Annotated in this window: 14 protein-coding genes; 9 read left to right on the forward strand and 5 right to left on the reverse strand. The window is 48.2% G+C overall.

The features are described from left to right. Window positions 1–339 precede the first annotated feature (339 nt). Entirely contained in the window at window positions 340–2,652 is a 2,313-nt protein-coding gene (locus tag KO473_RS10380; protein ID WP_005821213.1) for a PL29 family lyase N-terminal domain-containing protein, read from the forward strand. A gap of 166 nt (window positions 2,653–2,818) precedes the next feature. Here the strand turns inward: KO473_RS10380 and KO473_RS10385 are convergent, their stop codons facing one another. Continuing rightward, window positions 2,819–4,135: an SLC45 family MFS transporter gene (locus tag KO473_RS10385; protein ID WP_005821212.1), complete on the reverse strand. Its 1,317-nt coding sequence runs from the start codon at window positions 4,133–4,135 to the stop codon at window positions 2,819–2,821. Between the two features lie 151 nt (window positions 4,136–4,286). Beyond that, window positions 4,287–5,297, reverse strand: coding sequence for a LacI family DNA-binding transcriptional regulator (locus KO473_RS10390; RefSeq protein WP_005780657.1), 1,011 nt, complete (start codon window positions 5,295–5,297; stop codon window positions 4,287–4,289). A gap of 490 nt (window positions 5,298–5,787) precedes the next feature. Between KO473_RS10390 and KO473_RS10395 the strand changes: the two genes are divergently transcribed. The 4 genes from KO473_RS10395 (at window position 5,788) to KO473_RS10410 (ending at window position 15,093) form a co-directional block, all read left to right on the forward strand. Then, window positions 5,788–8,796, forward strand: coding sequence for a TonB-dependent receptor (locus KO473_RS10395; protein ID WP_005821210.1), 3,009 nt, complete (start codon window positions 5,788–5,790; stop codon window positions 8,794–8,796). A gap of 11 nt (window positions 8,797–8,807) precedes the next feature. Next, a complete protein-coding gene (locus KO473_RS10400; RefSeq protein ID WP_005821209.1) occupies window positions 8,808–10,427 on the forward strand; it encodes a RagB/SusD family nutrient uptake outer membrane protein in 1,620 nt (539 codons plus the stop codon). 34 nt (window positions 10,428–10,461) lie between these two features. Next, window positions 10,462–12,060: a SusF/SusE family outer membrane protein gene (locus KO473_RS10405; protein ID WP_005821207.1), complete on the forward strand. Its 1,599-nt coding sequence runs from the start codon at window positions 10,462–10,464 to the stop codon at window positions 12,058–12,060. Window positions 12,061–12,234: 174 nt separating this feature from the next. Then, complete coding sequence (locus tag KO473_RS10410) at window positions 12,235–15,093, forward strand: alpha-amylase family glycosyl hydrolase (RefSeq protein WP_122130176.1); 2,859 nt, start codon at window positions 12,235–12,237, stop codon at window positions 15,091–15,093. 109 nt (window positions 15,094–15,202) lie between these two features. Here KO473_RS10410 and KO473_RS10415 read toward each other — a convergent pair whose 3' ends face one another. Continuing rightward, window positions 15,203–16,729 (reverse strand): M48 family metallopeptidase, encoded by a 1,527-nt coding sequence (locus KO473_RS10415; RefSeq protein WP_032540164.1) that lies wholly within the window; start codon window positions 16,727–16,729, stop codon window positions 15,203–15,205. A gap of 202 nt (window positions 16,730–16,931) precedes the next feature. On the opposite strand from KO473_RS10415, the gene KO473_RS23445 reads away from it, so the two are divergent. Both KO473_RS23445 and KO473_RS23450 read left to right on the forward strand, forming a co-directional pair. Continuing rightward, window positions 16,932–18,146 (forward strand): hypothetical protein, encoded by a 1,215-nt coding sequence (locus KO473_RS23445; protein ID WP_250716566.1) that lies wholly within the window; start codon window positions 16,932–16,934, stop codon window positions 18,144–18,146. Next, window positions 18,143–19,303: a HAMP domain-containing sensor histidine kinase gene (locus tag KO473_RS23450; protein ID WP_250716565.1), complete on the forward strand. Its 1,161-nt coding sequence runs from the start codon at window positions 18,143–18,145 to the stop codon at window positions 19,301–19,303. The genes KO473_RS23445 and KO473_RS23450 overlap by 4 nt, the downstream gene beginning before the upstream one ends. On the opposite strand, the gene KO473_RS10425 is transcribed toward KO473_RS23450, so the two are convergent. Both KO473_RS10425 and KO473_RS10430 read right to left on the reverse strand, forming a co-directional pair. Next, window positions 19,263–20,438, reverse strand: a complete 1,176-nt coding sequence (locus KO473_RS10425) for a peroxiredoxin (RefSeq protein WP_250716564.1) — start codon at window positions 20,436–20,438, stop codon at window positions 19,263–19,265. The two genes, KO473_RS23450 and KO473_RS10425, sit on opposite strands and share 41 nt — an antisense overlap. Window positions 20,439–20,724: 286 nt before the next feature. Beyond that, window positions 20,725–20,976: a type B 50S ribosomal protein L31 gene (locus KO473_RS10430; RefSeq protein WP_005780644.1), complete on the reverse strand. Its 252-nt coding sequence runs from the start codon at window positions 20,974–20,976 to the stop codon at window positions 20,725–20,727. Window positions 20,977–21,338: 362 nt separating this feature from the next. Here KO473_RS10430 and KO473_RS10435 point away from each other — a divergent pair, with 362 nt between their 5' ends. Continuing rightward, window positions 21,339–22,358, forward strand: a complete 1,020-nt coding sequence (locus tag KO473_RS10435) for an endonuclease (RefSeq protein WP_005780642.1) — start codon at window positions 21,339–21,341, stop codon at window positions 22,356–22,358. A gap of 179 nt (window positions 22,359–22,537) precedes the next feature. Beyond that, the gene (locus KO473_RS10440) at window positions 22,538–23,542 is read left to right on the forward strand and encodes a class II fructose-bisphosphate aldolase (RefSeq protein WP_005780641.1); all 1,005 of its coding nucleotides are present in this window, start codon (window positions 22,538–22,540) and stop codon (window positions 23,540–23,542) included. Window positions 23,543–23,704: the final 162 nt, after the last annotated feature.

Below are 23,704 nucleotides of genomic sequence, written 5' to 3' on the forward strand. Positions count from 1 at the left end.
CTTCTTGTTTATCCAAATAATTTATAAATAATATTTTTGGATAAAATGTATTTATGTTTGTCAAAAGGCGTTTTTATCGTGGTTTCAAGGCATTTTTGACCATCGGGTGAGAAGGTTGAAAAGCTGATACAATGAAATGTGAATTAAAACTTGAAAAGTGGAGTGCCAAAAGACGTACGTTTTTTGAAACACAAATAGTAATGAAAGATACTGCTTGGAGATTGCAATGTGCTGATAATAAAATGATTATATCGTGCCCGTGTCTTGAAATAGGACAAAGAGTAACTTTGTAAGCATTTGGCTGCTAATTCGTTTTATTAATATGATAATTGAATATTTATGAAAAGGTCATTTTTATGTATTAGAACTGCGCTGATAGGAATATCCTTATTCGCAGTGTCTTCTTGCTATTATGACGACTCCGAATTAAGGGGGCGTCTGGATCAGGTGGAAGGTAAGGTAGCCGAACTGGAAAAGTGGTGTACTACCGTAAACCAAGAGATTCTATCATTGAAAGGATTGGTGGAAGCTCTGGAAAATAATGATTTTGTGACCGGGGTGACGCCGTCAGAAGAGGGGTATGTCATCACGTTCTCGAAAGGAGGCAATATTACCATAAAGAACGGCAAGGACGGTCAGGATGGTGAAGACGGCAAAGACGGTGAGGATGGCAAAGATGGCAAGGACGGAGTCAACGGAGTAAGCCCGGTTATAGGAGTGGCCAAAGCCGCCGACGGCCTGTACTACTGGACCGTGCAGACGGGCACAGGTGCTCCGGCCTGGATGACGGATGCCAATGGAGACAAGATACGTACCACCGGGGATGAAGGTGATAAGGCAATTTCCCCGACTTTGAAAACCGGGTCGGAATTGGGGGACGGGTACAAGGCGGACGCTGTGTATCTTTCGGTAGATGGCGGCGGGACATGGACGAAGGTATCCGGCGATAACGGAACTAATGGAACTGACGGGGTTGACGGAACCAACGGAACCGATGGAAAAGACGCTGTTTTCGCGGGCATGGACAATTCGGATCCGGATTACGTCGTGTTCATTCTGTCTGATAACACTCCGGACGATCTGACGGACAATCCCACTTTGCGCATCCCTAAGTATATCGCGCTGGGGCTGGATTTCTTTTCGGGGACCACTCCGATAGACCTGAGCCGGACCATCGCCATGGACGAGATGGACGGAATCACCTATCAAATAAAGGGAGATGCCGGTAAAGTGCGTGTATCGCTGTTCAGGCAAACCAATGACGGATGGCTTGTGACTGTTGACGAGACAAACAGGAAGATCGATGCCACCGCCATCACCGGAAAGAATGACGTGACGCTGATGGCTACGGACAATGCGGGACACAGCACTTTCTACCTCCTGAGCCTGACGAAGAACGCCGAAAATGACGGTACGGCAGCCAAACCCTACCGGATCAGGAACAAAGCGGACCTGATGGGGCTGGCCTACAGTGTGAACCGGGGCGATGCGTACAGCGGCAGGCATTTCAGGCTTGAAGCGGACATCGACCTGAACGGGACCCGCTGGACGCCTGTCGGAGGGGAATTGGGTTCGGCCGGCTTCAGCGGTGTGCTGGACGGACAGGGGCATACGGTGTCGAACCTGAAAATAGAAAAAGCGGATGTCTTTTATTACTATGGATTAGTGGGCTACGCCGTGTCGGCGGAGATAAAGAATATCCGGATTGAATCTCCGAAATTCGAGGTGCTTCAAGGGGAGCGTATAGGCGGACTGATCGGAGGAGCCCAGGGCAGTACGGTTACCGGTTGTCAGGTGACGGATATAGAAGTTAACGGTGAGAATTGTGGAAATATCGGCGGCCTGATAGGAGTGGCGGAAAATAGCGACATAGAATCTTGCACGGTGCTTGGCGGAGAAATTATCGGACAGAGTTATGTAGGCGGACTGATAGGGGATGTCAATGCAGGTACCGTTCTTCATAGCAGGGCTGCCTGCGCTGTGGCTGCCGAAAATGTTGTGGGCGGATTGATAGGCTTGGCCCAGCAAGTCGGTACCATTACGGACTGTTCCGCCACGGGCAATGTAATTCTGACCGGTGTGCGAGGGTCCTATGCCGGTGGGTTGATCGGGGGGAACTCCAGTAGTTTTAGTGCGCAGACGATTATGGCCTGTTATGCTACCGGAACGGTTACTTCCGGTGGAAACGGCCCAGTTAACCTGGGAGGGCTGATAGGGCGCAATGACATGAATGGCGCTACACAAAGCATTGTGCTGTGTTACGCCACGGGGGACGTGTCGTCCGCTACCCATAATCGGGAGAATTATTTGGGCGGACTTATCGGCGCTTCACGGCAGCAATCTACGCAATCTATACTGGCCTGTTACGCTACGGGAACCGTCAGCACGACCGGCAGCTATGATAAAAATGTAGGCGGACTGTTCGGGGAATATGAACTCTACGATGGAGTAGCCCGAATGACCGGGTGCTATACCACTTGCAATAAAGGAACGTATGGATTTGGGACCGGGTCTGATGAAACCCGTTTGACGCTGACCGATGTGGAAATTATCGCGGGTCCTGTCACCGATAAGGTCAGTGATATGAACCGGGCGGCAAAGAGGTATCCTTATCAGTATGACGAAAACGCTAAGATCATATCTATGGAGTGACAGGCAAGGCTGAGCGGCCGGAAGAGGAGGTTGTGTCAGAACCCTTTTCACCACGGAGTAACACAGAGTATCACAGAGTCTTTTTATTAATAATCAACAACTTTAAATCGCCTCTGTGTTACTCTGTGTCCTCTGTGGTGGGTTTCGACACACACTCCTCTTCCGCTTACTTTTCGTGATGCACCACCGTCTCTTTGATGAAATAGACGCAAACGGCTCCCACGATCAGCAGTACGCCCGCCAATACCAGCATGTTCACCTGATGTCCGCCGACAAGGTGGAGGATGCCTCCGCCGACGAGTGCCGCTACAATTTGCGGAACGCAGATGGTCCCGTTAAACAATCCCAGGTAAGCACCCATATTCTTGCCCGAAACAGAATTGGTCAGGATGGTGAACGGCAGGGCGAGCATGGCTGCCCAGGCGCATCCGATCAGCAGGTAGGAGGCAAACAACAGGTATTCGTTGTGGAAGAAGAGGGTGGATATAAATCCGACGCCACCCAGCACGAGGCTCAGTGCGTAGGCCTGCTTGCGTGCCTTGAACAGGGGGAGCACCACTGCCCAGATGACCGAGCCGATGGCCTGTACGGCAAACAGGACACCTACCCAGTTGCCCGCTTCCTGATAGCCTGCGCTCTGCACGTCGGTGGTGCCCCATACGGTGGCTGCGATGGCACCGTTGGTATACGTCCACATGTACATGAAGGCCGCCCAGCAGAAGAACTGTACCAGGCCTACCGTCCAGAATACTTTCGGGGCATGCTTCAGCAGAGAGATGAAGTCGGTTTTCTCTTTCTTTTCGTCGGCTGTGATACCGTGGAATTCTTCAAACTCTTTCGGGGGCATCTCTTTCACTTTTACCGTGGTGTAGATGACGCACAGGATCAGGATGGCGGCACCGATGTAGAACGAGTAAATCACCGAATCGGGTACCGTCCCCTTGCCCGCCGTATTGCTGATGCCGATAAACGTGAAGATGAACGGGAACAGATAACCTACCAGGCTGCCGGCATTGCATAGGAAGCTCTGGATGGAGTAGGCCAGTCCCTTCTGCTTCTCGTTTACCATGTCGCCCACCAGCATTTTGAAAGGCTGCATGGCCATGTTGATCGAAGTATCGAGGAACATCAGCGACACCAGTCCGAAGGTCATCGCCGTGCCCACTGCCATGCCGAAACTGCCTGCGTTGGGCAGCAGGCACATCACGAGCACCGCGATCAGAGAACCTACAAAAAGGTAAGGGATGCGCCGGCCGAAGCGTGTCCAGGTTTTGTCGCTTGCCGAACCGATGATGGGCTGTACGATGATTCCCGCTAACGGAGGGAGTATCCAGAAATAGCTCAGACTGTGCGGATCGGCGCCTAATGTAGCAAATATGCGGCTGATGTTGGCGCTTTGCAGTGCGTATGCAATCTGTACGCCGAAAAAACCAAAGCTGATGTTCCACAGCTTCCAAAAACTTAAGTCAGGTTTTACTTTCATGATATTTATGATAAATGATTTCGTTAGAAATGGATTCACCACGGAGGACACAGAGGGCACAGAGAAGATTTTCTCTTAAAATAATCCGACAAACAAGAGATTAAAACTCTGCATCCTCTGTGTCCTCCGTGTCCTCTGTGGTGAACCCGGTTTATTTCGTTGTTCCTCGTACCACCAGGTTGGTCCGCACGATTTTGTTGCTGCTTTTTCCTTCATCGTTTCCCTCCAGTTTTTCTATCAGCAGCTTGATGGCACTTTTGCCTACCTCCTCGCCGTGCTGCTCTACCGTGGTCAGTTTCGGGTCTGTGCTTTGGGCAATGGCTCCGTCTGTGAACCCGCAGATGGACACTTCGTCCGGCACTTTCCGTCCCACCAGTTTGCAGGAATAGAGGATGCCCGATGCCGTTTCGTCGTTGATGGCAAAGAAACCGTCCGGACGGTCGGGGCCTTCCAGCAGGGCGGGAGTAATGGCAATTGCTTTTTCGCGGGTATCACACAGCTTGATCATGCTCTGGTCTACCGGAATCCGGTACTTCTTCATGGCATCCAGATAACCGTTCCGCCGGTTCTTGGAGATTTCGAGGTGAGGGGCGGCGCTGTAAAAAAAGATGCGTTTGCATCCGGTCTGTATCATATACTCCACCGCCGCAAACGAGCCCGCGTAATCGTCCACCACCACCCGTTCGGTATTGATTCCGGTACAGATACGGTCGTAAAACACGATGGGGATATTATTGTCCAGCAACTCCTGGTAATGGTCGTATTGGGAGGTGTCTTTGGCCAGGGAAGTGATGACCCCGCAAACCCGTGCCGCGAGAAAAGAGTGGACGATTTTCACTTCCCGTTCATACTCTTCGTTGCTCTGTGCCACCAGGATGTTGTATCCGGCTTTTGCCGCCGTCTCCTCGATGCCGCTCAGCACACACGAAAAAAAGTGGTGCACGAGTTGTGGAATGATGACCCCGATGGTGTTGGAACGGCTCGTGCGCAGGTTCAGTGCCAATACATTAGGCTTATAATTATGTTCGCGCGCGTACTTATGTATAGCGTCCCTTGTTTCCTGGCTGATGTCGGGATTGTCCTTCAAGGCCCTCGATACGGTGGAGGGGGAGACTCCCAGTTCGCGGGCGATGTCTTTGATTGTGATTTGCGGTTTATTCATGGTTGATTGGTTTTGAAATTCACCACAGAGGACACAGAGGGCACAGAGTTTTTTTTTAGACATAAGAACCAAAGGACATACTATCCTTTATTTGTTTATCTGTTCTTTTGTCTGAAAACAAATAGAGCGCAGCTGATTAATCTCTGTGAAACTCTGTGTCCCTCTGTGGTGAACTCGATTCGTTTTTCACCCAAAGGTAAATGATTTTATATAAAAACAAAACCAATGTATTTACGGATTTGTTTAATATGATACAAAAATAGTGTAAAGGAGGCTAAAAAGTTCGGTGACAATGTGCTATAACCCCGCTTTTACGGTGCAATCGTTTGCGTAGTTGCGGGAGCGGATTTGTCGGACATTAAATAAGTGGCTGTTGCTTAATATACTATTTTTGCTACGTAATCAAGAACGGGAATGGAGTCGTTCATTCTCTATGTAAAGTTTAGAAATCATATTAATATTTATATTGTTAACTTTAATTTTTAAATGCATGAAGCAAGTTAATCTTAGAATCTGTCGTATGATTCTGCCCCTGTTGTTTGGGCTATTCTTGTCATTGAGCGCTTATGCACAGCAAGTCTCTGTCAAGGGACATGTGAAAGATTCAACGGGTGAACCCGTAATCGGCGCGAATGTGGTTGTGAAGGATAATTCTTCTATCGGTACGATTACCGATCTGAACGGAAACTTTGTTCTGAGTGTTCCTCAACATTCTACCCTCGTGATTTCTTTCATCGGTTACAAGCCGGTTGAAGTGAAAGCTGCTCCCAGTGTGACGGTAACCCTCCAAGATGACGCGGTGATGCTTCAGGAAGCGGTGGTGATCGGTTATGGTACCGTGAAGAAGAATGACGTGACCGGCTCGGTGATGGCAATCGATGCGGACAAGATGGTAAAAGGTATGGCTACTTCGGCTTCCGACCTGTTGGTGGGTAAGGCCGCAGGTGTCAGCGTGATTACCGACGGCGGCGCTCCGGGAGCCGGGGCTACGATCCGTGTGCGCGGAGGTTCGTCCATGTCGGCCAGCAACGACCCGCTGATCGTTATTGACGGGGTGCCTGTCGATAACACCGAAATCAAAGGTATGGGCAATCCGCTCTCTACCGTCCACCCCAATGACATCGAGACGTTTACGATTCTGAAAGATGCCTCTGCTACTGCTATTTACGGTTCGCGTGCCTCCAATGGTGTTATCATCATTACCACCAAGAAGGGACAGTCGGGACGCGTGAAGGTGGACTACAGCGGCACGTTCTCTATCAGTACGAAGTCGAATACGGTCGATGTGATGAAGGCAGACGATTTCCGTAATTTCGTGATCGAGAAGTTTGGCGAGAATAGTCTTCAGGCCAACGCTTTGGGCAAAACCTCTACCGACTGGCAGGATGAAATATTCCGCACGGCTTTCAGCACCGACCATAATGTAAGTGTATCCGGAGCCGTTCCGCATATGCCTTATCGTGTGTCTGTGGCGTATACAAACGAAAACGGTATCCTGAAGACTTCGAACATGCAACGTCTGACAGGTGCCATTAACCTGAACCCCAACTTCTTCGACAAGAAGCTCAACATCCAGCTGAATGTGAAGGGAGTGTACAACAAGAACCGTTTTGCCGACCGTGCAGCTATCGGTCTGGCTACCCAGTATGACCCCACACAGCCTGTCTATATGGAAGGCAACCCTTACGGAAACGGATACTTTATGTATATGAAGCAGGAGGGAGAGAAGGTTTCTCCGATTGATATCGGTCTGGCCAACCCTGTTGCCATGCTTGAAGAGAAAGATGACAAATCGACCGTTTACCGCAGTATCGGCAACGCGCAGATCGATTATAAATTCCACTTCTTGCCCGAACTGCGCGCTAACCTGAATTTAGGTTATGACGTATCGAAGAGTAAGGGTGACGTGATTATCGCCGACAATTCACCGCTGACTTACTGTACGGGTAATTTTAAAAGCGGTTTTGGTGAAAACAGCCATTATACACAGTTGAAGCGCAACACCTTGCTCGATTTCTACTTGAACTATACCAATACGTTCGGAGTCAACTACATCGACGTCATGGCAGGTTACTCCTGGCAGCATTTCTATAATTCGACTACCAACTCTTATCCCTACTCGGCCGCTTATGCAGAGAAGACCGGGGAAGAATTCTATAAGAAGGGGGATGACTATGCGAGCGAAAGCTACCTGGTTTCTTTCTTCGGACGTCTCAACTATACATTGTTGAACCGTTATCTGGTGACATTCACCTTGCGTAACGACGGTTCTTCACGTTTCAGCCCGGACAACCGCTGGGGATTGTTCCCGTCCGTAGCACTGGCGTGGAAACTGAACGAGGAGTCATTCCTGAAGAATGTGAACGCTATCTCGGACCTGAAGCTGCGTTTGGGCTATGGTGTGACCGGACAGCAGAACCTGGGTAACGGAGATTATCCGTATATGGCCCGCTATATGTACTCCAAGGCAGGTGCCAACTATTATTTCGGTGACACCGAATACTCTCTGATTGCTCCGCAACCTTACGACCAGAACCTGAAGTGGGAAGAAACCACTACCTGGAACGTAGGTATTGATTACGGTTTCCTGAATGGACGCATCACGGGTACAATCGACTATTACTTCCGTAAAACGAAGGACTTGCTGAACACCGTTACGGCTCCTGCCGGAACCAACTTCAGCAATCAACTGCTGACCAATGTAGGTACATTGGAGAACAAGGGTTTTGAATTCAGCATCAATGCCCATGCCGTTTCAACCAAAGACTGGAACTGGAACATCGGCTACAACATCTCTTACAATAAGAACAAGATCACCAAGATGACCTTCAACGACGACCCCAACTATGCCGGTGTCATCCATGGCGGTATCGACGGTGGTACAGGATACAACGCCCTGATCCACCGGGTAGGCGAGGCATTCAACTCCTTCTACGTGTTCGAGCAGATTTACGGTCCCGACGGTAAACCTATCGAAGGTGCTTATGTAGACCAGAATGGCGATAACCAGATTAACGACGCCGACCTGATCTGCTTCAAGAAAGCTGCTCCCGACGTGTTCATGGGGCTGACCTCACAACTTTCTTATAAAAACTGGGACTTTTCATTTGCTTTGCGCGGCAGCTTTGGTAACTATGTTTACAACAACGTACAGTCCAACCGTGAAGCATACGAAGGCGCCAATATGTATGACCAGACCGGATTCCTGAAGAACCGTCTGACCTCTGCCCGCAGCACCGACTTCAAGAACGCTCAATACCGTTCGAGCTATTACGTTCAGAATGCTTCGTTCGTGCGTATGGACAACATCTCTTTAGGGTATACGTTCAACAAGCTCTTCAATGATAAACAGAGTGCACGCGTATATGCTACGGTACAGAATCCGTTTGTCATCACTAAGTACAAGGGACTGGATCCGGAAATCAGTGGTGAAGGAATCGATAACAACATCTATCCTCGCCCCCGTGTATTCATGATCGGCCTTAATCTCAATTTTTAAATCTGTAAAACATGAAAACAATAAAATTTAAATATCTTCTTCCCTGTGCATTGCTGGGAATGATGTTAGGAGTAGCGTCTTGTGTAAACGACCTCGATACGGTTCCACTGGACAAAGACGAATTGGTTTCCGACGTTGTTTTCGGGAACGAGCCTTTAGCCTATGAACAGAGCCTTGCTAAGATTTATGCGGGTATGGCCATCGGTGGTAACAGCGGAGGTGACTCCGATCAGGATGTGGTAGGTATCGACGGCGGTAGCCAGGCTTCCTTCCTCCGTGTATTGTGGAATATGCAGGATCTGCCTTCGGACATCGCACACTGTGCATGGAACGACCCCGGTATCCCTGAATTCAACCACATCTCCTGGGGTGCATCCAGTCCGTGGATCAAGGGTTCATATTACCGCCTGTTCTATCAGATCAACGTAGCCAACGCCTATCTGCGCGAGACGACCGAAGATAAACTGGATGCCCGCGGTTGCGACGCTTCACTGAAAGCCTCGATCAAGACATGGCGTGCCGAAGCCCGTTTCCTGCGTGCACTGAGCTATGAGTATGCGCTCGACCTGTATCGCAATGTACCGTTTGTAGACGAAAACAGCCCGATCGGAAGCATTCCGCCGAAGCAGATCATAGCTGCCGACCTGTTCAACTGGATTGAGAAAGAGCTGACTGAGTGTGTGGAAGATATGTCGGAACCGACAGTGGGATACAGCCAGGACTACGGACATGCCAACAAGGCTGCCGCATGGGCACTCTTGTCACGCTTGTACCTCAATGCGGAGACTTACGTCGGCCTGAACAAATACACCGAATGTATCACGTATGCAAAGAAGGTGATCGAAGTGGGCTATCAGTTGGAACCTGTTTATGTGGATATGTTCAAGGCAGACAATCACTTGTCTAACGAAATGATCTTCCCTGTACGCTATGAAGGCGACCAGACGATGACCTGGGGTGGTATGACCGCTTTCTTATGTTGGGGGGCTACGGCAACTCAGGATGAAGTCAACGCCAAAGGAGCATGGCAGGGTGTGAGGGCAAAATCTTCACTCTACAACCTGTTCCTTAAAGAGAGCAGCAGCGATGCGGATACCCGTAAGGCAATGCTTCGTACCGATCTGACAACCAGTATTGAAATTATTGACGAAAATACATTCCAGAATAATGGTATTCCTGTTACCAAATACTTCAATGTGAACAAGGACGGAACGCTGCCTCCTTCTAAGGAAGCTTACGTTGACTTCCCGCTCTTCCGTCTGGGTGAGATCTACCTGACGTATGCGGAAGCTGTGCTCAGAGGCGGTCAGGGTGGCGACAGAGCTACTGCTCTCCGTTATGTGAACGATCTGCGTAAAAGAGCTTACAGTGATAAAACGCTGGCTCCTATCTCCGATTCCGATTTGACATTGAACTTCATCATTGACGAGCGGGGACGTGAATTCTTTTTCGAAGGACAACGCCGTACGGACCTGGTACGTTTCGGACTGTTTACTACTGCCGGTTATGTATGGCCCTGGAAGGGCGGCGCTGCTAAAGGTAAGGCTGTAGAGAACTTCTACAACGTGTTCCCGATTCCGTCAGACGATATCGGTTCTAACACCAATCTTAAGCAGAATGAAGGATACTAAAATCGAATGACCATTAAAAACAACGAATAAGATTATGAAAAAAATATATTTCTATACACTGTTGTTAGGGCTCCTGGCTTTTACGGCTTGCGAAGACGAGAAGTCGCCCGTCATGGAGTTGCAGAAAGCCTCTGCTTTTGAGCCTTTCTCTCAAAGCGACTTTACTTTCAACGATGAAAATGCTGCGGCGGAGTTTCCTGAGATTAAGTGGACGCCGGCGGACTATGGAGTGAAGGCAGTGGTGAACTATGACGTTACGCTGACGAATGACGCGAATGCGAAAACCGTTTTATTAGGTGAAACCGGGGCTACCGTCCTGAAGTTTACCAATGCACAGATGAACGCTATGATGGCCAAAGTGGGCGCTTATCCGGGACAGACTTATAACTTTACGATTACGCTGACTTCTAAAGCGTATGACGTGACAGCTGATCCGGCTTCGAACTCGATTACTTTCAAGGCTACTCCTTTTGATCCGAATGCGGTTGACTGGAAATTTGCTTATGTGGCCGTGGGTTATCCCGACTGGGACTATATGAATGCTTACCTCCTGGGCGACCCGGATGGCGACGGGGTATATCAGGGATATGCCAACTTTGACGCGGACGGCGCTTCGTATGCCATTGTGGACGGAAGTGATCTTACCAAGGTTCTGGCAAAGGACCTGACGGTTGCGAAAAAAGGATTTTACGGAATCAAGGTAGATGCCGGAGGTAAGGCAGAACAGAGCGGGCCCCTTGTATGGGGAGTGGTAGGAGACGCTACTTCCAGTGGTTGGGATAAAGATACGCAAATGGACTATGACGCCACCACCCGCTTATGGACGGTGACTACTCCGTTGCTTGACAAAGAGTTTAAATTCAGGTCGAACAATAGCTGGGATTCCGATAACTACGGAGCAGTGCCCGGTAAGGAGTCTGAGCTTGAAGGCGAACTGGTGGCAGGGCCTACTAACTTCAAGGTGCTGAAAGCCAGCCCGTACGTGATTACCCTGAATCTGACAAATGCCGGTAAATATTCTTATAGCATGGTGGAAACCACCGTTGAACTGTCCAGTGCGGAAATGGCGCTGCCGGGAAGCTATCAGGGATGGGACGCTACCAAAGAGGATTGCTACAAAGTAGTGTCTGCCGCCCGCGACTTTATCTATACCGGGACACACTATTTCGATGCCGATACCAAATTCAAGTTCTGGGATGCCGGAGTATGGATCGGTATAGTAGGCTCTATCAATTGGGATGGAGATAAGAACGTAGGGACATTTATTCTGAAACCCAGCGATGGCGATAACATCAAGATTGAAACAGCCGGTTACTATCGGGTAGGTGCCGATATGAAGAAGCTGACAGCTTCGTTGACCAAGACCGGATGGGAAGTGATCGGTGACGCCACGCCCGGTGGATGGGATAAAGGAACCTTGATGAATTATGATCCGGCAACCAAACTCTGGTCGGTGGATGTTGTTCTGGTGGCCGGTGAGATGAAGTTCAGATGGGATGGTGCATGGACTGTCAATCTGGGCGGCGCTCTGGGAGCACTGACTCAGGATGGTGACAATATGAAGGTGACAGCCGGAACTTATACCATTGTGTTGAATCCGGATGCCAAAACGGCTACCATGACTAAGAAATAATCCTGTATTTTTTACCACAGGTAATTTTCTCACCACAGAGAACACAGGGTAACACAGAGTATTCATGTCGATAATCAGTGACATAAAAATCGACTCTGTGTTACGCTGTACCCTCTGTGGTGAATTTTTATATATCCCTCTCTTCTTTTTATATACAATAATACCTTTTAATCTATGAAATATTTATCTTTTCCGTTTCTGCTTCTCCTGCTTCCGCTGATTGGTTTCGGTTGTTCGTCGGATGAAGAAGAAACCGATTCTCTGATCCTTTCGTCTGATAGTGAAACTTATTTTGAGCAAGGCATTGACTTTCCCGCTGTTTCGGGAACACGGACTTTGTCGTTCTCGGCAGGGCGTCCGTGGCGGATCTCGCTGACCGGTGCGGATACACGTACGGCGGCAGACTGGTGTACGGTGACCCCGTCTTCGGGTGGGGCGGGCGACGCTTCCGTCACTGTCAGTACACAGGAAAACACCGGTTATGACAGCCGGAGCGTGAAACTGACCTTGGTGACAGGAGGAATTGAAAAGAGCTTTACCGTTTCACAAAAGCAGAAAGATGCGCTGACACTGACGGCCTCCCGCTTCGAAATAGGCAAAGAAGGAGGAAATGTGCAGGTGGAAGTAAAAGCCAATATCGCATTTGAGGTCGAAATCCCGGAAGCGGACCGTAGTTGGATTTCTCAGGTCAATACCCGCGGGTTGGTGTCTGCAAACCTGACTTTTGCGGTGGCTCCCAATCAGGGGCCGGCCGGGCGTGAAGGAGAGATTGTGATCAGGAGCGGCAGCCTTTCGGAAAAGCTCCGGATCACACAGGAGGGGAGCTGTGACGACGGGCTGAGTTTCCGGCCCGGGGCTCCGGATGCCGATCTCCCACTGACCCTGTACTTTAAAGCAACGAAGGATTCTCCGCTTTATGACTATACGGGTGATGTTTATGTACATGCGGGAGTGGTGTCGGAAGGGAGCTGGATGCATGTGCCTGTGGACTGGAATACCAATGTGGACAAATGCAAAATGAACCGGGTGGCAGATAATATCTGGAGCATTAAGCTGGAGCCTTCGATACGCCAATGGTTCGGTTCGGGCGAGACTCCGGTCCGGCAGCTGGGCATCGTCATCCGCAGTGCCGACGGCAGCAAAAAGGGACTGGACGGGGACTCGTTTGTCACTGTTACCGATCGTTTGTACAAACCTTTTGAGCCGGCGGCTGTCAAATATGCCTCCATGCCCGGCGGTTTGCAGGAAGGCATCAATCCGGTGGACCCGTCGACTGTCACACTGGTGCTGTATGATAAAGACAAAAAGGGAGGACATAAGGACTTTGCACATGTCGTGGGCGACTTTAATGACTGGAAGCTGAGCAATGAAAGCAACAGCCAGATGAACCGGGATGACGCTGCGGGGTGCTGGTGGATTACGCTGACCGGACTTCAGCCCGCCCGTGAATATGCTTTTCAGTATTATGTAGGTACGAGGGAAGGGGAGACCCTTCGTCTGGCCGATGCTTACAGCCGTAAGATACTCGATCCGGATAATGATAAATACATTTCCTCTTCTACCTATCCCGATGCGAAAGAGTATCCTTCGGGGGCTGTCGGCATTGCTTCTGTGTTCAAGATACGGGAGGATGCTTATAACTGGAAGGTCAAAAACTTCCGGATACCCGATAAAGAGAACCTGATGATCTACGAACTGTTGTTGCGCGACTTCACTGCTACAGGCGACCTGAACGGGGCGATGGAGAAGATAGGGTATCTGAAAAGTCTGGGCTTCAATGCCGTCGAGCTGATGCCGGTGCAGGAGTTCGACGGAAACGACAGTTGGGGATACAATCCTTGTTTCTATTTCGCTCTGGACAAGGCTTACGGTACGGACCGCATGTATAAGGCTTTCATCGATAAATGCCACGAAGCGGGTATGGCTGTCCTTTTTGATGTTGTCTACAACCATGCCAGTGGTTCGCATCCTTTTGCCCGTTTGTATTGGGATACCAAAAACAACCGTACGGCAGCCGATAACCCCTGGTTTAATGTGAAAGAGCCCCATCCTTACGGTGTCTTCCACGATTTCAACCATGAATCGCCCTTGGTGCGTGCATTTGTAAAACGGAATCTGAAGTTCCTGCTGGAAGAGTATCACATCGATGGTTTCCGTTTCGACATGACGAAAGGGTTCACGCAGAACAGCAGTACGGAGGCCACCGCCGGAAAATATGATGCTTCGCGTATTGCCATCCTGAAAGATTATAACGGGGCAATTCGTGAAGTGAATCCGCAGGCTGTCGTCATCCTTGAGCATTTCTGTGACGAAAAAGAGGAGAGCGAGTTGGCGGAAGAAGGCATGCAGCTTTGGCGCAACCTGAACAATGCTTATTGCCAGTCGGCAATGGGCTATCAGTCGGACAGTGATTTTACTCCGTTGGTCACTTTCGGAACTACCATGCCCTACGGAGGATGGGTTGGTTTTATGGAAAGCCATGACGAAGAGCGGACAGCCTTCAAGCAGATTGCTTACAGCGGGGAGCCTTTAAAATCGGATCTGAATGCCCGTATGAAACAGCTTGCCACGAATGCTTCATTCTTTTTCACGGCACCCGGGCCTAAGATGGTCTGGCAGTTTGGTGAAATGGGATATGATGTATCGATTGAAGAGGGAGGGCGGACCGGTAAGAAACCCCTGCATTGGGAATATCTGGATAATGGAGCCCGGAAAGAATTGTGTGATACGTACGCAAAGCTGTTGAGACTGCGGCGGGAACATGCTGAACTCTTTGATCCCGGAGCCACGTTCTCCTGGCTGGTGAAGACGGCCAACTGGACCGGAGGACGTTTTCTCACCCTCGAGGCAGCCAACGGCAAGAAGTTGGTGGTGGTGGGCAATTTCACCGCTAAGCCGATAGAGGCAATCACTACCTTCCCGGCAACGGGAGTCTGGACGGAGTATCTGAATGGTACGAAACTCCATGTGACCTCGATGCAGACCGGCCTGACGATACCTGCCCATGGATGTCGCGTCTATACTAACTTCTGATTATAAAAAGGGCTACACCCTCTGTTCCGGAAGGTGTAGCCATACACAGCAAAGGGTGTAGCCACGGCGGTCGGATGGCTACACCCTTTGAAATATTGGTGACTGGGCTTTACAGCAGGCTGATCTTCGACAGCATCTTCTCTGCCCAGTTCATCTCTTCACCGATCCATCCGGATTCTTCCGAACCGAGCGCGTTCTGCTGTTGGTATTGCATCAGCAGATCCCTGTATTCCTTCAGCTTATCGGCAGCCTTTACCTGTTTGTTCATGCGCATCAGCAGCAGGATCTCCTGTTTGTTGATGTCCAGGTTGCGGGCGGTAGCGATCTCTTTGGCTTTCTCCAGCAGTTTCAGGCAGGATTCATTGCTTTCGGGAGTGTTTTCCTGTGCCATGCGTGCTTTCACCAGAATTACGTAATCGTGGTCCGAAGCCACCTTGTTGTCTATGTTCTTGCATACAAGCTGTTCGGCCATTTTGTAGCGTTTGTCTCCCTGGTACATGGCTGCGTTGAACGTCACGATATCCGATGTCGCTTTCTGATAAGCATGGCTGTGGATGCTTTCTTTTTCTCCCAGTTTGGCAAGTCGTTCTTTCAGTCGTGCATAGCTGTCATATCGTGTCAGGTTGTTGTAACGGTGCGTTGAACCATAGAAATCTTTTATTTTTGCGATAGCCGAAGATAATGCATCGGGGTTCAATCCTTTGAACGCCAGATAGTCTCTTGCAATCCGGTCGGCCTGTATCTCTTGTTTGCTGTTGTAATCCATTCCCAGGCGGTTTACTGTCCGTACGTTGACCAATGCCGCAATGGTTCCGATGCTGGCGGCCAGTTCAATGGCGCCCACCCGTTCGTCGTATCCGTACATCCAGTTGGTGTCATCGGCCGCCATGGCTACCGTACCGAGCACGTCTGCCCAGAAAGCGGCACGTTTGGCACGGGTTTCGGCACGTGACACGTTGTTCACCTGATGATCGAGGATGAAGTGAACCATTTCGTTGGCAATGACGGCTTCCAGTTCCTCTTCGGAGTCGAGTGTGCACAGTAAACCGGTACTTACCAGCATAGCGCCGTTGGGCAACATATAAGCATCCGGTTCGGGCGACTGGATGATGCGTACATTCAGGCGTTCCGGACGTTTGGAATCCACCTCTCCCGGATTGACTTTGGCAAAAATGGCTTGTACGTAATCCTCGATGTAAGCGTCTTTATAACTGATTTCGTTTAATTTGTCCAGATAGTCCAGGCACTCCTCGTCCAGCTCTTGCCGCATGTCATAGCGGTATCCTTTCCGGTCGTAGTAATCGTACATGCCTTGTGACAGGTAAATCCCCTGCCAGTACTCAAGGACCGTTTCCGGTTTCAACCGGATGATTTTGTTGGCTTCTTCCTCTCCGATAGGATATTGCAGTCCGTCGATTTCCACTCCGTAAGTGATGCCCACCGCATCGTTGGGTGAAATTCTCATCTTTCGCACTCCGCGTATGACGACCGGAGTCCCTTTTGAGTAGTTTTGATATTTCTCCGTCAATTCGCCTTTCAGCGCGATAGGACCGCTGAGATTATCCCCTTTTCCACTTCTGGCATACAGGATGCACGATGTCAGAACAAGCACAAACAGAATAGCAAGTCGTTTCATAGTCGTATCTTTTTTAGTAAATTTATTATTTAGATGTTACGAAGATACAAAAGAAGTTCCCTCTGTCACAGCTTTTTTCCCTATTGTGCAATAGGATTTTCCCTATAAAGAATGTGCCTCTTTGTATTTATATATAAATAATATAGTCTATATTTGTAGTTTTTAAAATTGAAAGGGAAAACAAACGTCAGCAAGGGTCTTAATGAAACGTTCCAGAATTCTATACATCGCCGTTATCGGCTTTCTTCTGATTTTAACAGCCGGTTGGGTGTATTCTGCACAAAGTCGGCGGACGGAACAGAGGAAGAAGAATATACAACTGAATATACAATTGGTTTATTCGTTTGCCGCGGATGATATAGGGTATGGTAAGTTCCGGCAGAATCTGGAAGACGAGTTGAAGGAAAGGGGATTTGTTCCACGGATTACAGAATTTTATCTTAATTGTGAATTCTATAGAGAGCAGGAAGAGGTGGAACGTATGCGCGATTATCTCAACACAGTTGGCGAAGATAGTGTGGATATGCTGCTGGTTGTGGGAGATCAGGCTGCTTATTCGGTCTTGAAGTCGGCACACCCTTTACTGTGGAAGCATCCTGTGGTGCTGAGTAATATTCATTTTCCCAACGAGGGGCAGTTGAAGCAATATGCGGATGCTCCGGTATATTTGCTTTCCGACGAACCCGATTTCAAGTCGAACATCGAATTTATGAAACGGTTGTTTGACCGTGACAATATCACTGTGGTCTATAATCAGGATCTGACTTTTCTGGGAAAATGTTCAATGAAGAAGTTACTGGATGATACGGATAAAAAGAATATTGTGATGTGGAGAAGACAGAACGGTATTTTCAGTTTAAACATCTATCAGTCACTGTATGATATGGCCCAAAAGGAAAATCTGACCATACAGGACTATTTTCCTCAAAATAAAGAACCCCGGGATTTTACGATAAGAATGTTCCCTTTCCGCTATATGGCAGGATTGGTTCTGCTCGGGATCACCTCCATGCCCGAAGAACGGCAGTACGATACGGCTTTCTTGCTGGATAAATGGGATGTCTCTACCATGCCTGTTTCCCGTACGCTGAATATTCCTTCATTCAGTTGCATCCGTGAGGGTTTTAACGAAAATATCGGCATTGTGGGTGGATATATGGCTACCGATGAAATATCGGCAGAAGCCGTAGCTTCTTTGGTAGAAGGCCTTTGGTCGGGGAATGGTGCCAAAGAGCCTAAACGCCGGGAGCTTGCCAAGGAATATGTATTGGACTGGACCCCCTTTTCTGCTTTTAAGGTTTTCGACGTGGGCACGGTGCCGGAGAATGTAAAGATACTCAATCGGCCTTTCTACGATAAATATCGCCGGGAAATGTATGCTTCCGGGGTTATTTTGTCTGCCTGTTTGTTGGCTTGATCGTTGCCCTGCTGCGCATCCGGCGCAAAGTCCGTCGTGAACATGAAGATATACAGGCTTTGAAGAGCGCACACGAGCATTTGTCTCTTTCCACCTCGGGAGGAAATATCTCTTTGTGGTATATACGCAGGGGAGAGCTGAATCTGGACGAGAACTTTGTACAACTCACCGGTATCAAGTGCCGGCGCTATGCTTTCAGGCAATTCTTAAAGTATCTGCATCCCGATGACATGCAGTGCATTGAGAAATTATTCAGGGAGACGAGAGAGTTGCAGGTGATGGCTCTGCAGCGGCTGCGGTTCTGCTTTGATGAGGCGAAAGGGTACGAGTGGTTTGAATGCCGTTGCGACAGCCTGAAGGATAATCAGGGAGAATTGGTGATAGCAGGTGTCATACAGAATGTACAGGAACTGGTACGAAGGGAGGACGAACTGATCAAGGCGAAAGAGATTGCGGAAAACGCTGAACTGAAGCAGTCGTTCCTGGCTAATATGAGCCATGAAATACGTACACCGCTAAATGCCATCGTCGGCTTCACCAACATCCTGGTAGACGAGACGGCCGGGGAGCTTGACGAGGAGGAGAAGAAGGATATGATCGGAATTGTGAATCATAACAGTGAGTTGTTGCTCAAGCTGATCAGTGATGTGCTGGATATTTCGCGACTGGACTCCAATAATCAGGAATTTGTCATAGAACGGTATGACCTGGCGAAGATTGTTTCTGAAATTTATCGTACCCATCAGGTGATCATCCATCCTCCTGTAGAGTTCCGGTTGAAGATGGACGATAGCTGGACTGTGTATGTGGCAGTGGATAAGCTCCGCCTGATACAGGTCATTTCCAACTTCCTCAGCAATGCGAACAAGTTTACTGCGGAGGGTAGCATTACGCTGGGATGTGAAGTGGATCCCGGGCGGGCCGAAGTAGGCATTTATGTGGAAGATACCGGCAAAGGGATCGACACCGGACACCTGAACGCCATTTTCGACCGTTTTTATAAAGCGGATGAATTTGCGCAGGGCACCGGATTGGGATTGTCTATCTGCAAGGTGATTGCCACACGGCTGTCCGGACGTGTCGAAGTGCAGTCTCAGGTCGGAAAAGGCAGTCGTTTTACTCTCGTGCTTCCGTTAATGAGGAATTCGGAAGGATGATTTCCATAATCTCTTCTTCCATATGGAAGCGGTGTATGGCATAGCCTTTCCAGCATTCTTCTATCCGGCCATTCGGCGCTATCAAGATAAAAAATGGTATGGATTTTACTCCGTAACGAGCTGCAATGCCTGCCAGTCCCTGCCCGTCGCTGAGGTTGTACCATAGAAAATCCCGGCTACCCTTTTCCCAACTTTCACGACTGCCTACATTTATACTGATAATCGCCAGTTTGTCCGGACACGAAGATGCCAGTTCTTTTAATCCGGAAACAGATTTTACGCAAGGTGCGCAATATTGATCCCAGAAATCCAGTAGAATGTATTTGTTTTTATTCAGGTAATCTGACAGTTTGCAGGAATTTCCTTCCAAGTCGGTCAGTTCTGCATCGATGTATTGATCCCCCCTTTCGGGTGCTTTGTTAGGGTAAAAACAAGATTTGATTAATTTCCCATAATAGGTTTGTTTTTGTTTTCCTGTTAGTTTGGCATAGGTCTCTTTCCCTGTGCGGAGATGTTCCGGGCTTGTCATCCAGGAGGCATAAGCACTCGTTAAAAACAGCCACACTAAGCCGACATCTGTCAATTGCGGCTGTTCATGCAGATTGTAGAGTATACGAATCTGTCCGGGTAAATTATTCTGTATCATCTGGCTCGATAGTATCCGGATGCTGTCCGGCGAAAGAGATTTATCCCATAATTGCCTGCTGTTCATCCGGCTCGTCATTACCATGTTGTTCTTTCCCTTCAATTGCCGGTATAAATCTTCTTCCGATTGTTGTGGCATATTGTTCTTCACAATCCATGTTTCGGGTACTTCCGAATTGGCGGATATCCTTATCGTATCATCACCGACCCACAAACGCAGGCCAAGTGTGCCGATTGCTTTCTCCGTTCCATACAGGTAGATGAGATCCGGTGTTTTCTTTCTTTCTCCTTCCAGGTGGAAGGTACCGTTGTGGACAACATCGGATGTGAAACAAAAGGTCGGGCCCATTCCGTTCCAATGTCCCAGATAAAGAATGGAGCCGTCCGGGATATATCCATTCGTTTGCCCTTCGATAACGAAATGTTGTGCATTCATATTCCAGAAAGAAAGACAAAACAAAAATAAAAGCCATACTCGTTGATATTTCATAGTTACTCCCTCCTCCGTTTTTGGGTTGTGATTATCCGGTTACTCTCGTCCGGCTCCACTCTCTTTCAGTCTCTTTGTTACTTAAGGGGGGAGGGGGAATTGGGTAACTTTTGTTCGTTGGGACAAATTAACTAAATGTTTTAGTTGTGTGACGTGTTTTGATAGTTAATAAACTAAAACAGGTCGTTGTTTGGATAATTATCCTTGAAAGGTAGCTAACGGGCAAAAAAATAAGCTGCCTCCTTTGCGGAGGCAGCTTATTTTTATCAATCGGAAGTCCGTTTGATTATTTCTTACGGTTACCGTAACGGCTCATGAACTTGTCAACACGTCCGGCTGTATCTACCAATGTAGATTTACCTGTGTAGAACGGGTGAGAAGTGCTTGAGATTTCGACTTTCAGCAACGGATAAGTTTCACCTTCGAATTCGATGGTCTCTTTAGTTGCCACAGTTGATTTAGACAAAAACATATCACCGTTTGACATATCTTTGAATACTACCGGACGGTATGATTCAGGATGAAGACCTTTTTTCATTTCAATATTTGTTTTTTAAATTATTATATCGTTTACTATTTGGTAAGAATAGTGTAATGGTCATTTTTCAGAGTGCAAAGATAATGCTTTTTTGTTTCTTAGGAAAAAAGTTTCGGAAAAAAAGTCGTATTCTCGCTTTTTTTTAAGACTTTTGCAGGGTTGACGGAGAAAATCCGTTGGTTTAAAGTCAAGGTCCCGCTGGTTTGAAATCCCAAAAGGACATTAAATAGTTAAGAAATGAACTAAATTCACCACAGGGCAACACAGAGTTTTATAGAGATTTTTTCTTCTTTCCAATATCCTGATAACAAGAACTTAAGGCTCTGTGTTGCTCTGTGGTGAATCAAACTTAAAACAAAATTATGAAGAAACTGATTATTGCATTCGGCTTTTTAGTGTTGCTGTCTGTCGGTGTCCGTGCGCAGGAGCACAAAGACGGGCTGTACAGCGTTGCCTTTTACAATCTTGAAAACCTGTTTGATACCATTCACGATGCCGGAAAAAACGATTATGAATATCTGCCGGATGCTGCTAAGGGATGGAACTCGGAGAAGTATCACTCCAAACTGAAAAAACTGTCCAAAGTGCTGGGTGAACTATCGCGCGATAAAGTACCTGCCGGACCTGCCGCCATTGGGGTGGCCGAGGTTGAAAACCGGAATGTACTTGAAGACCTGATTCGCCAACCGGAAATGGCTGCGGGAGGTTATCGCTACATACATTACGAAGGACCCGATAAACGGGGAATCGACTGTGCGTTGCTGTATGATCCCAAACAGTTTACTCCCCGTACGACGGCATTGGTTCTTTCCACTCCGTTCGAAGGAGATACGATTCACAAGACCCGTGGATTCCTGATCGTCGGTGGTGAACTGGCAGGCGATAAGGTATGTATGATTGTAAACCATTGGCCATCCCGTGGGGCGGAAGAGCCTGTGCGTATGCATGCCGCCATGCAGGTGAAGGCATTGAAGGATTCGTTAATGCGTTCGGACAAAGACCTGAAACTGATTATTATGGGCGATCTTAACGACGACCCGATGGATCAGAGCCTTGCCGTGCTGGGAGCTAAGAAACACGTCGAAGATATGACGGAGGATGACCTCTATAATCCTTGGTGGGTGACGCTGGAAGATAAAGGAGTCGGCACTTTGCTGTATCGCGGCAAATGGAATCTGTTCGATCAGATTATTATTTCACCCAGTCTGCTTCAGGCTGCAAAAGGACTGAAATATGATCATAACGAAGTCTTTCTGCGTGAATACCTGTTCCAGCAGGAGGGCAGATACAAGGGTTCACCGTTGCGCACCTACGGCGGTAAGGTATGGTTGGACGGTTACAGTGACCACTTGCCTACCATAATATATATGAGGAAACAATAAAACCCTTTATTTGCCACGTAGACATTACAAACGGCTCTTAAAGGATGGGAAATAAATTGAAATAGGATTGAATTGCACCCGTCGGGCGGATATTTCCGTCCGACGGTTTCTCTATTCAAAGGATTATTCTTACTTTTGCGTAGAATTTTTGATTCACTAACAATAAACTTTTAAACAAAATGGTTAATTACAAAGATTTAGGTCTGGTAAACACTAGAGATATGTTTGCTAAGGCTATCAAGGGTGGATATGCAATCCCTGCATTCAACTTCAACAATATGGAACAGATGCAGGCTATCATCAAGGCTGCTGTAGAAACTAAGTCTCCGGTTATTTTGCAGGTATCAAAAGGTGCTCGTCAGTATGCTAACGCTACACTGTTGCGTTACATGGCTCAGGGTGCTGTAGAATATGCAAAAGAATTGGGCTGCAAAAAACCTGAAATCGTTTTGCACCTCGACCACGGAGATACTTTCGAAACTTGCAAAAGCTGTATCGACTCAGGCTTCTCTTCTGTAATGATCGACGGTTCTCACCTTCCTTATGATGAAAACGTTGCTCTGACTAAGAAAGTTGTTGACTACGCTCACCAGTTCGATGTAACTGTAGAAGGTGAACTCGGCGTATTGGCCGGTGTAGAAGATGAAGTTTCTTCAGACCACCACACATATACTGAACCGGATGAAGTAGTTGATTTCGTAACTAAAACAGGTTGCGATTCATTGGCTATCTCTATCGGTACTTCTCACGGTGCTTATAAATTTACTCCGGAACAGTGCCACATCGATCCGAAAACTGGCCGTATGGTTCCTCCTCCGTTGGCATTCAACGTATTGGATGGCGTAATGAAAGAACTTCCGGGATTCCCTATCGTTCTTCACGGATCATCTTCAGTTCCTGAAGAAGAAGTTGCAACCATTAACCAATTTGGTGGTGCGCTGAAAGCTGCTATCGGTATTCCTGAAGACGAGTTGCGTAAAGCTGCTGCTTCTGCTGTTTGCAAAATCAACATCGACTCAGACTCTCGTTTGGCTATGACTGCTGCTATCCGTAAGGTATTTGCAGAAAAACCGGCTGAGTTCGACCCACGTAAATACCTGGGACCGGCTCGCGACAACATGGAAAAACTCTACAAGCACAAAATCATCAATGTGCTGGGTTCAGACAATAAGTTGGCTGAATAAAAAAACATGATGTTGTTCATGTTTATTTAATTTACATTTTTGGAAGGCCACTCAAGCGATTGAGTGGCTTTTTTTAGGCCGGTCCGAAAATCCGGTTGCCATCCGGTTCGGGTTTTGATTCACTACGAAGGGGTACAGAAGGCACAGAGTTTTCATCTTTTG

This window comes from Bacteroides sp. HF-4919, from assembly GCF_018860125.1.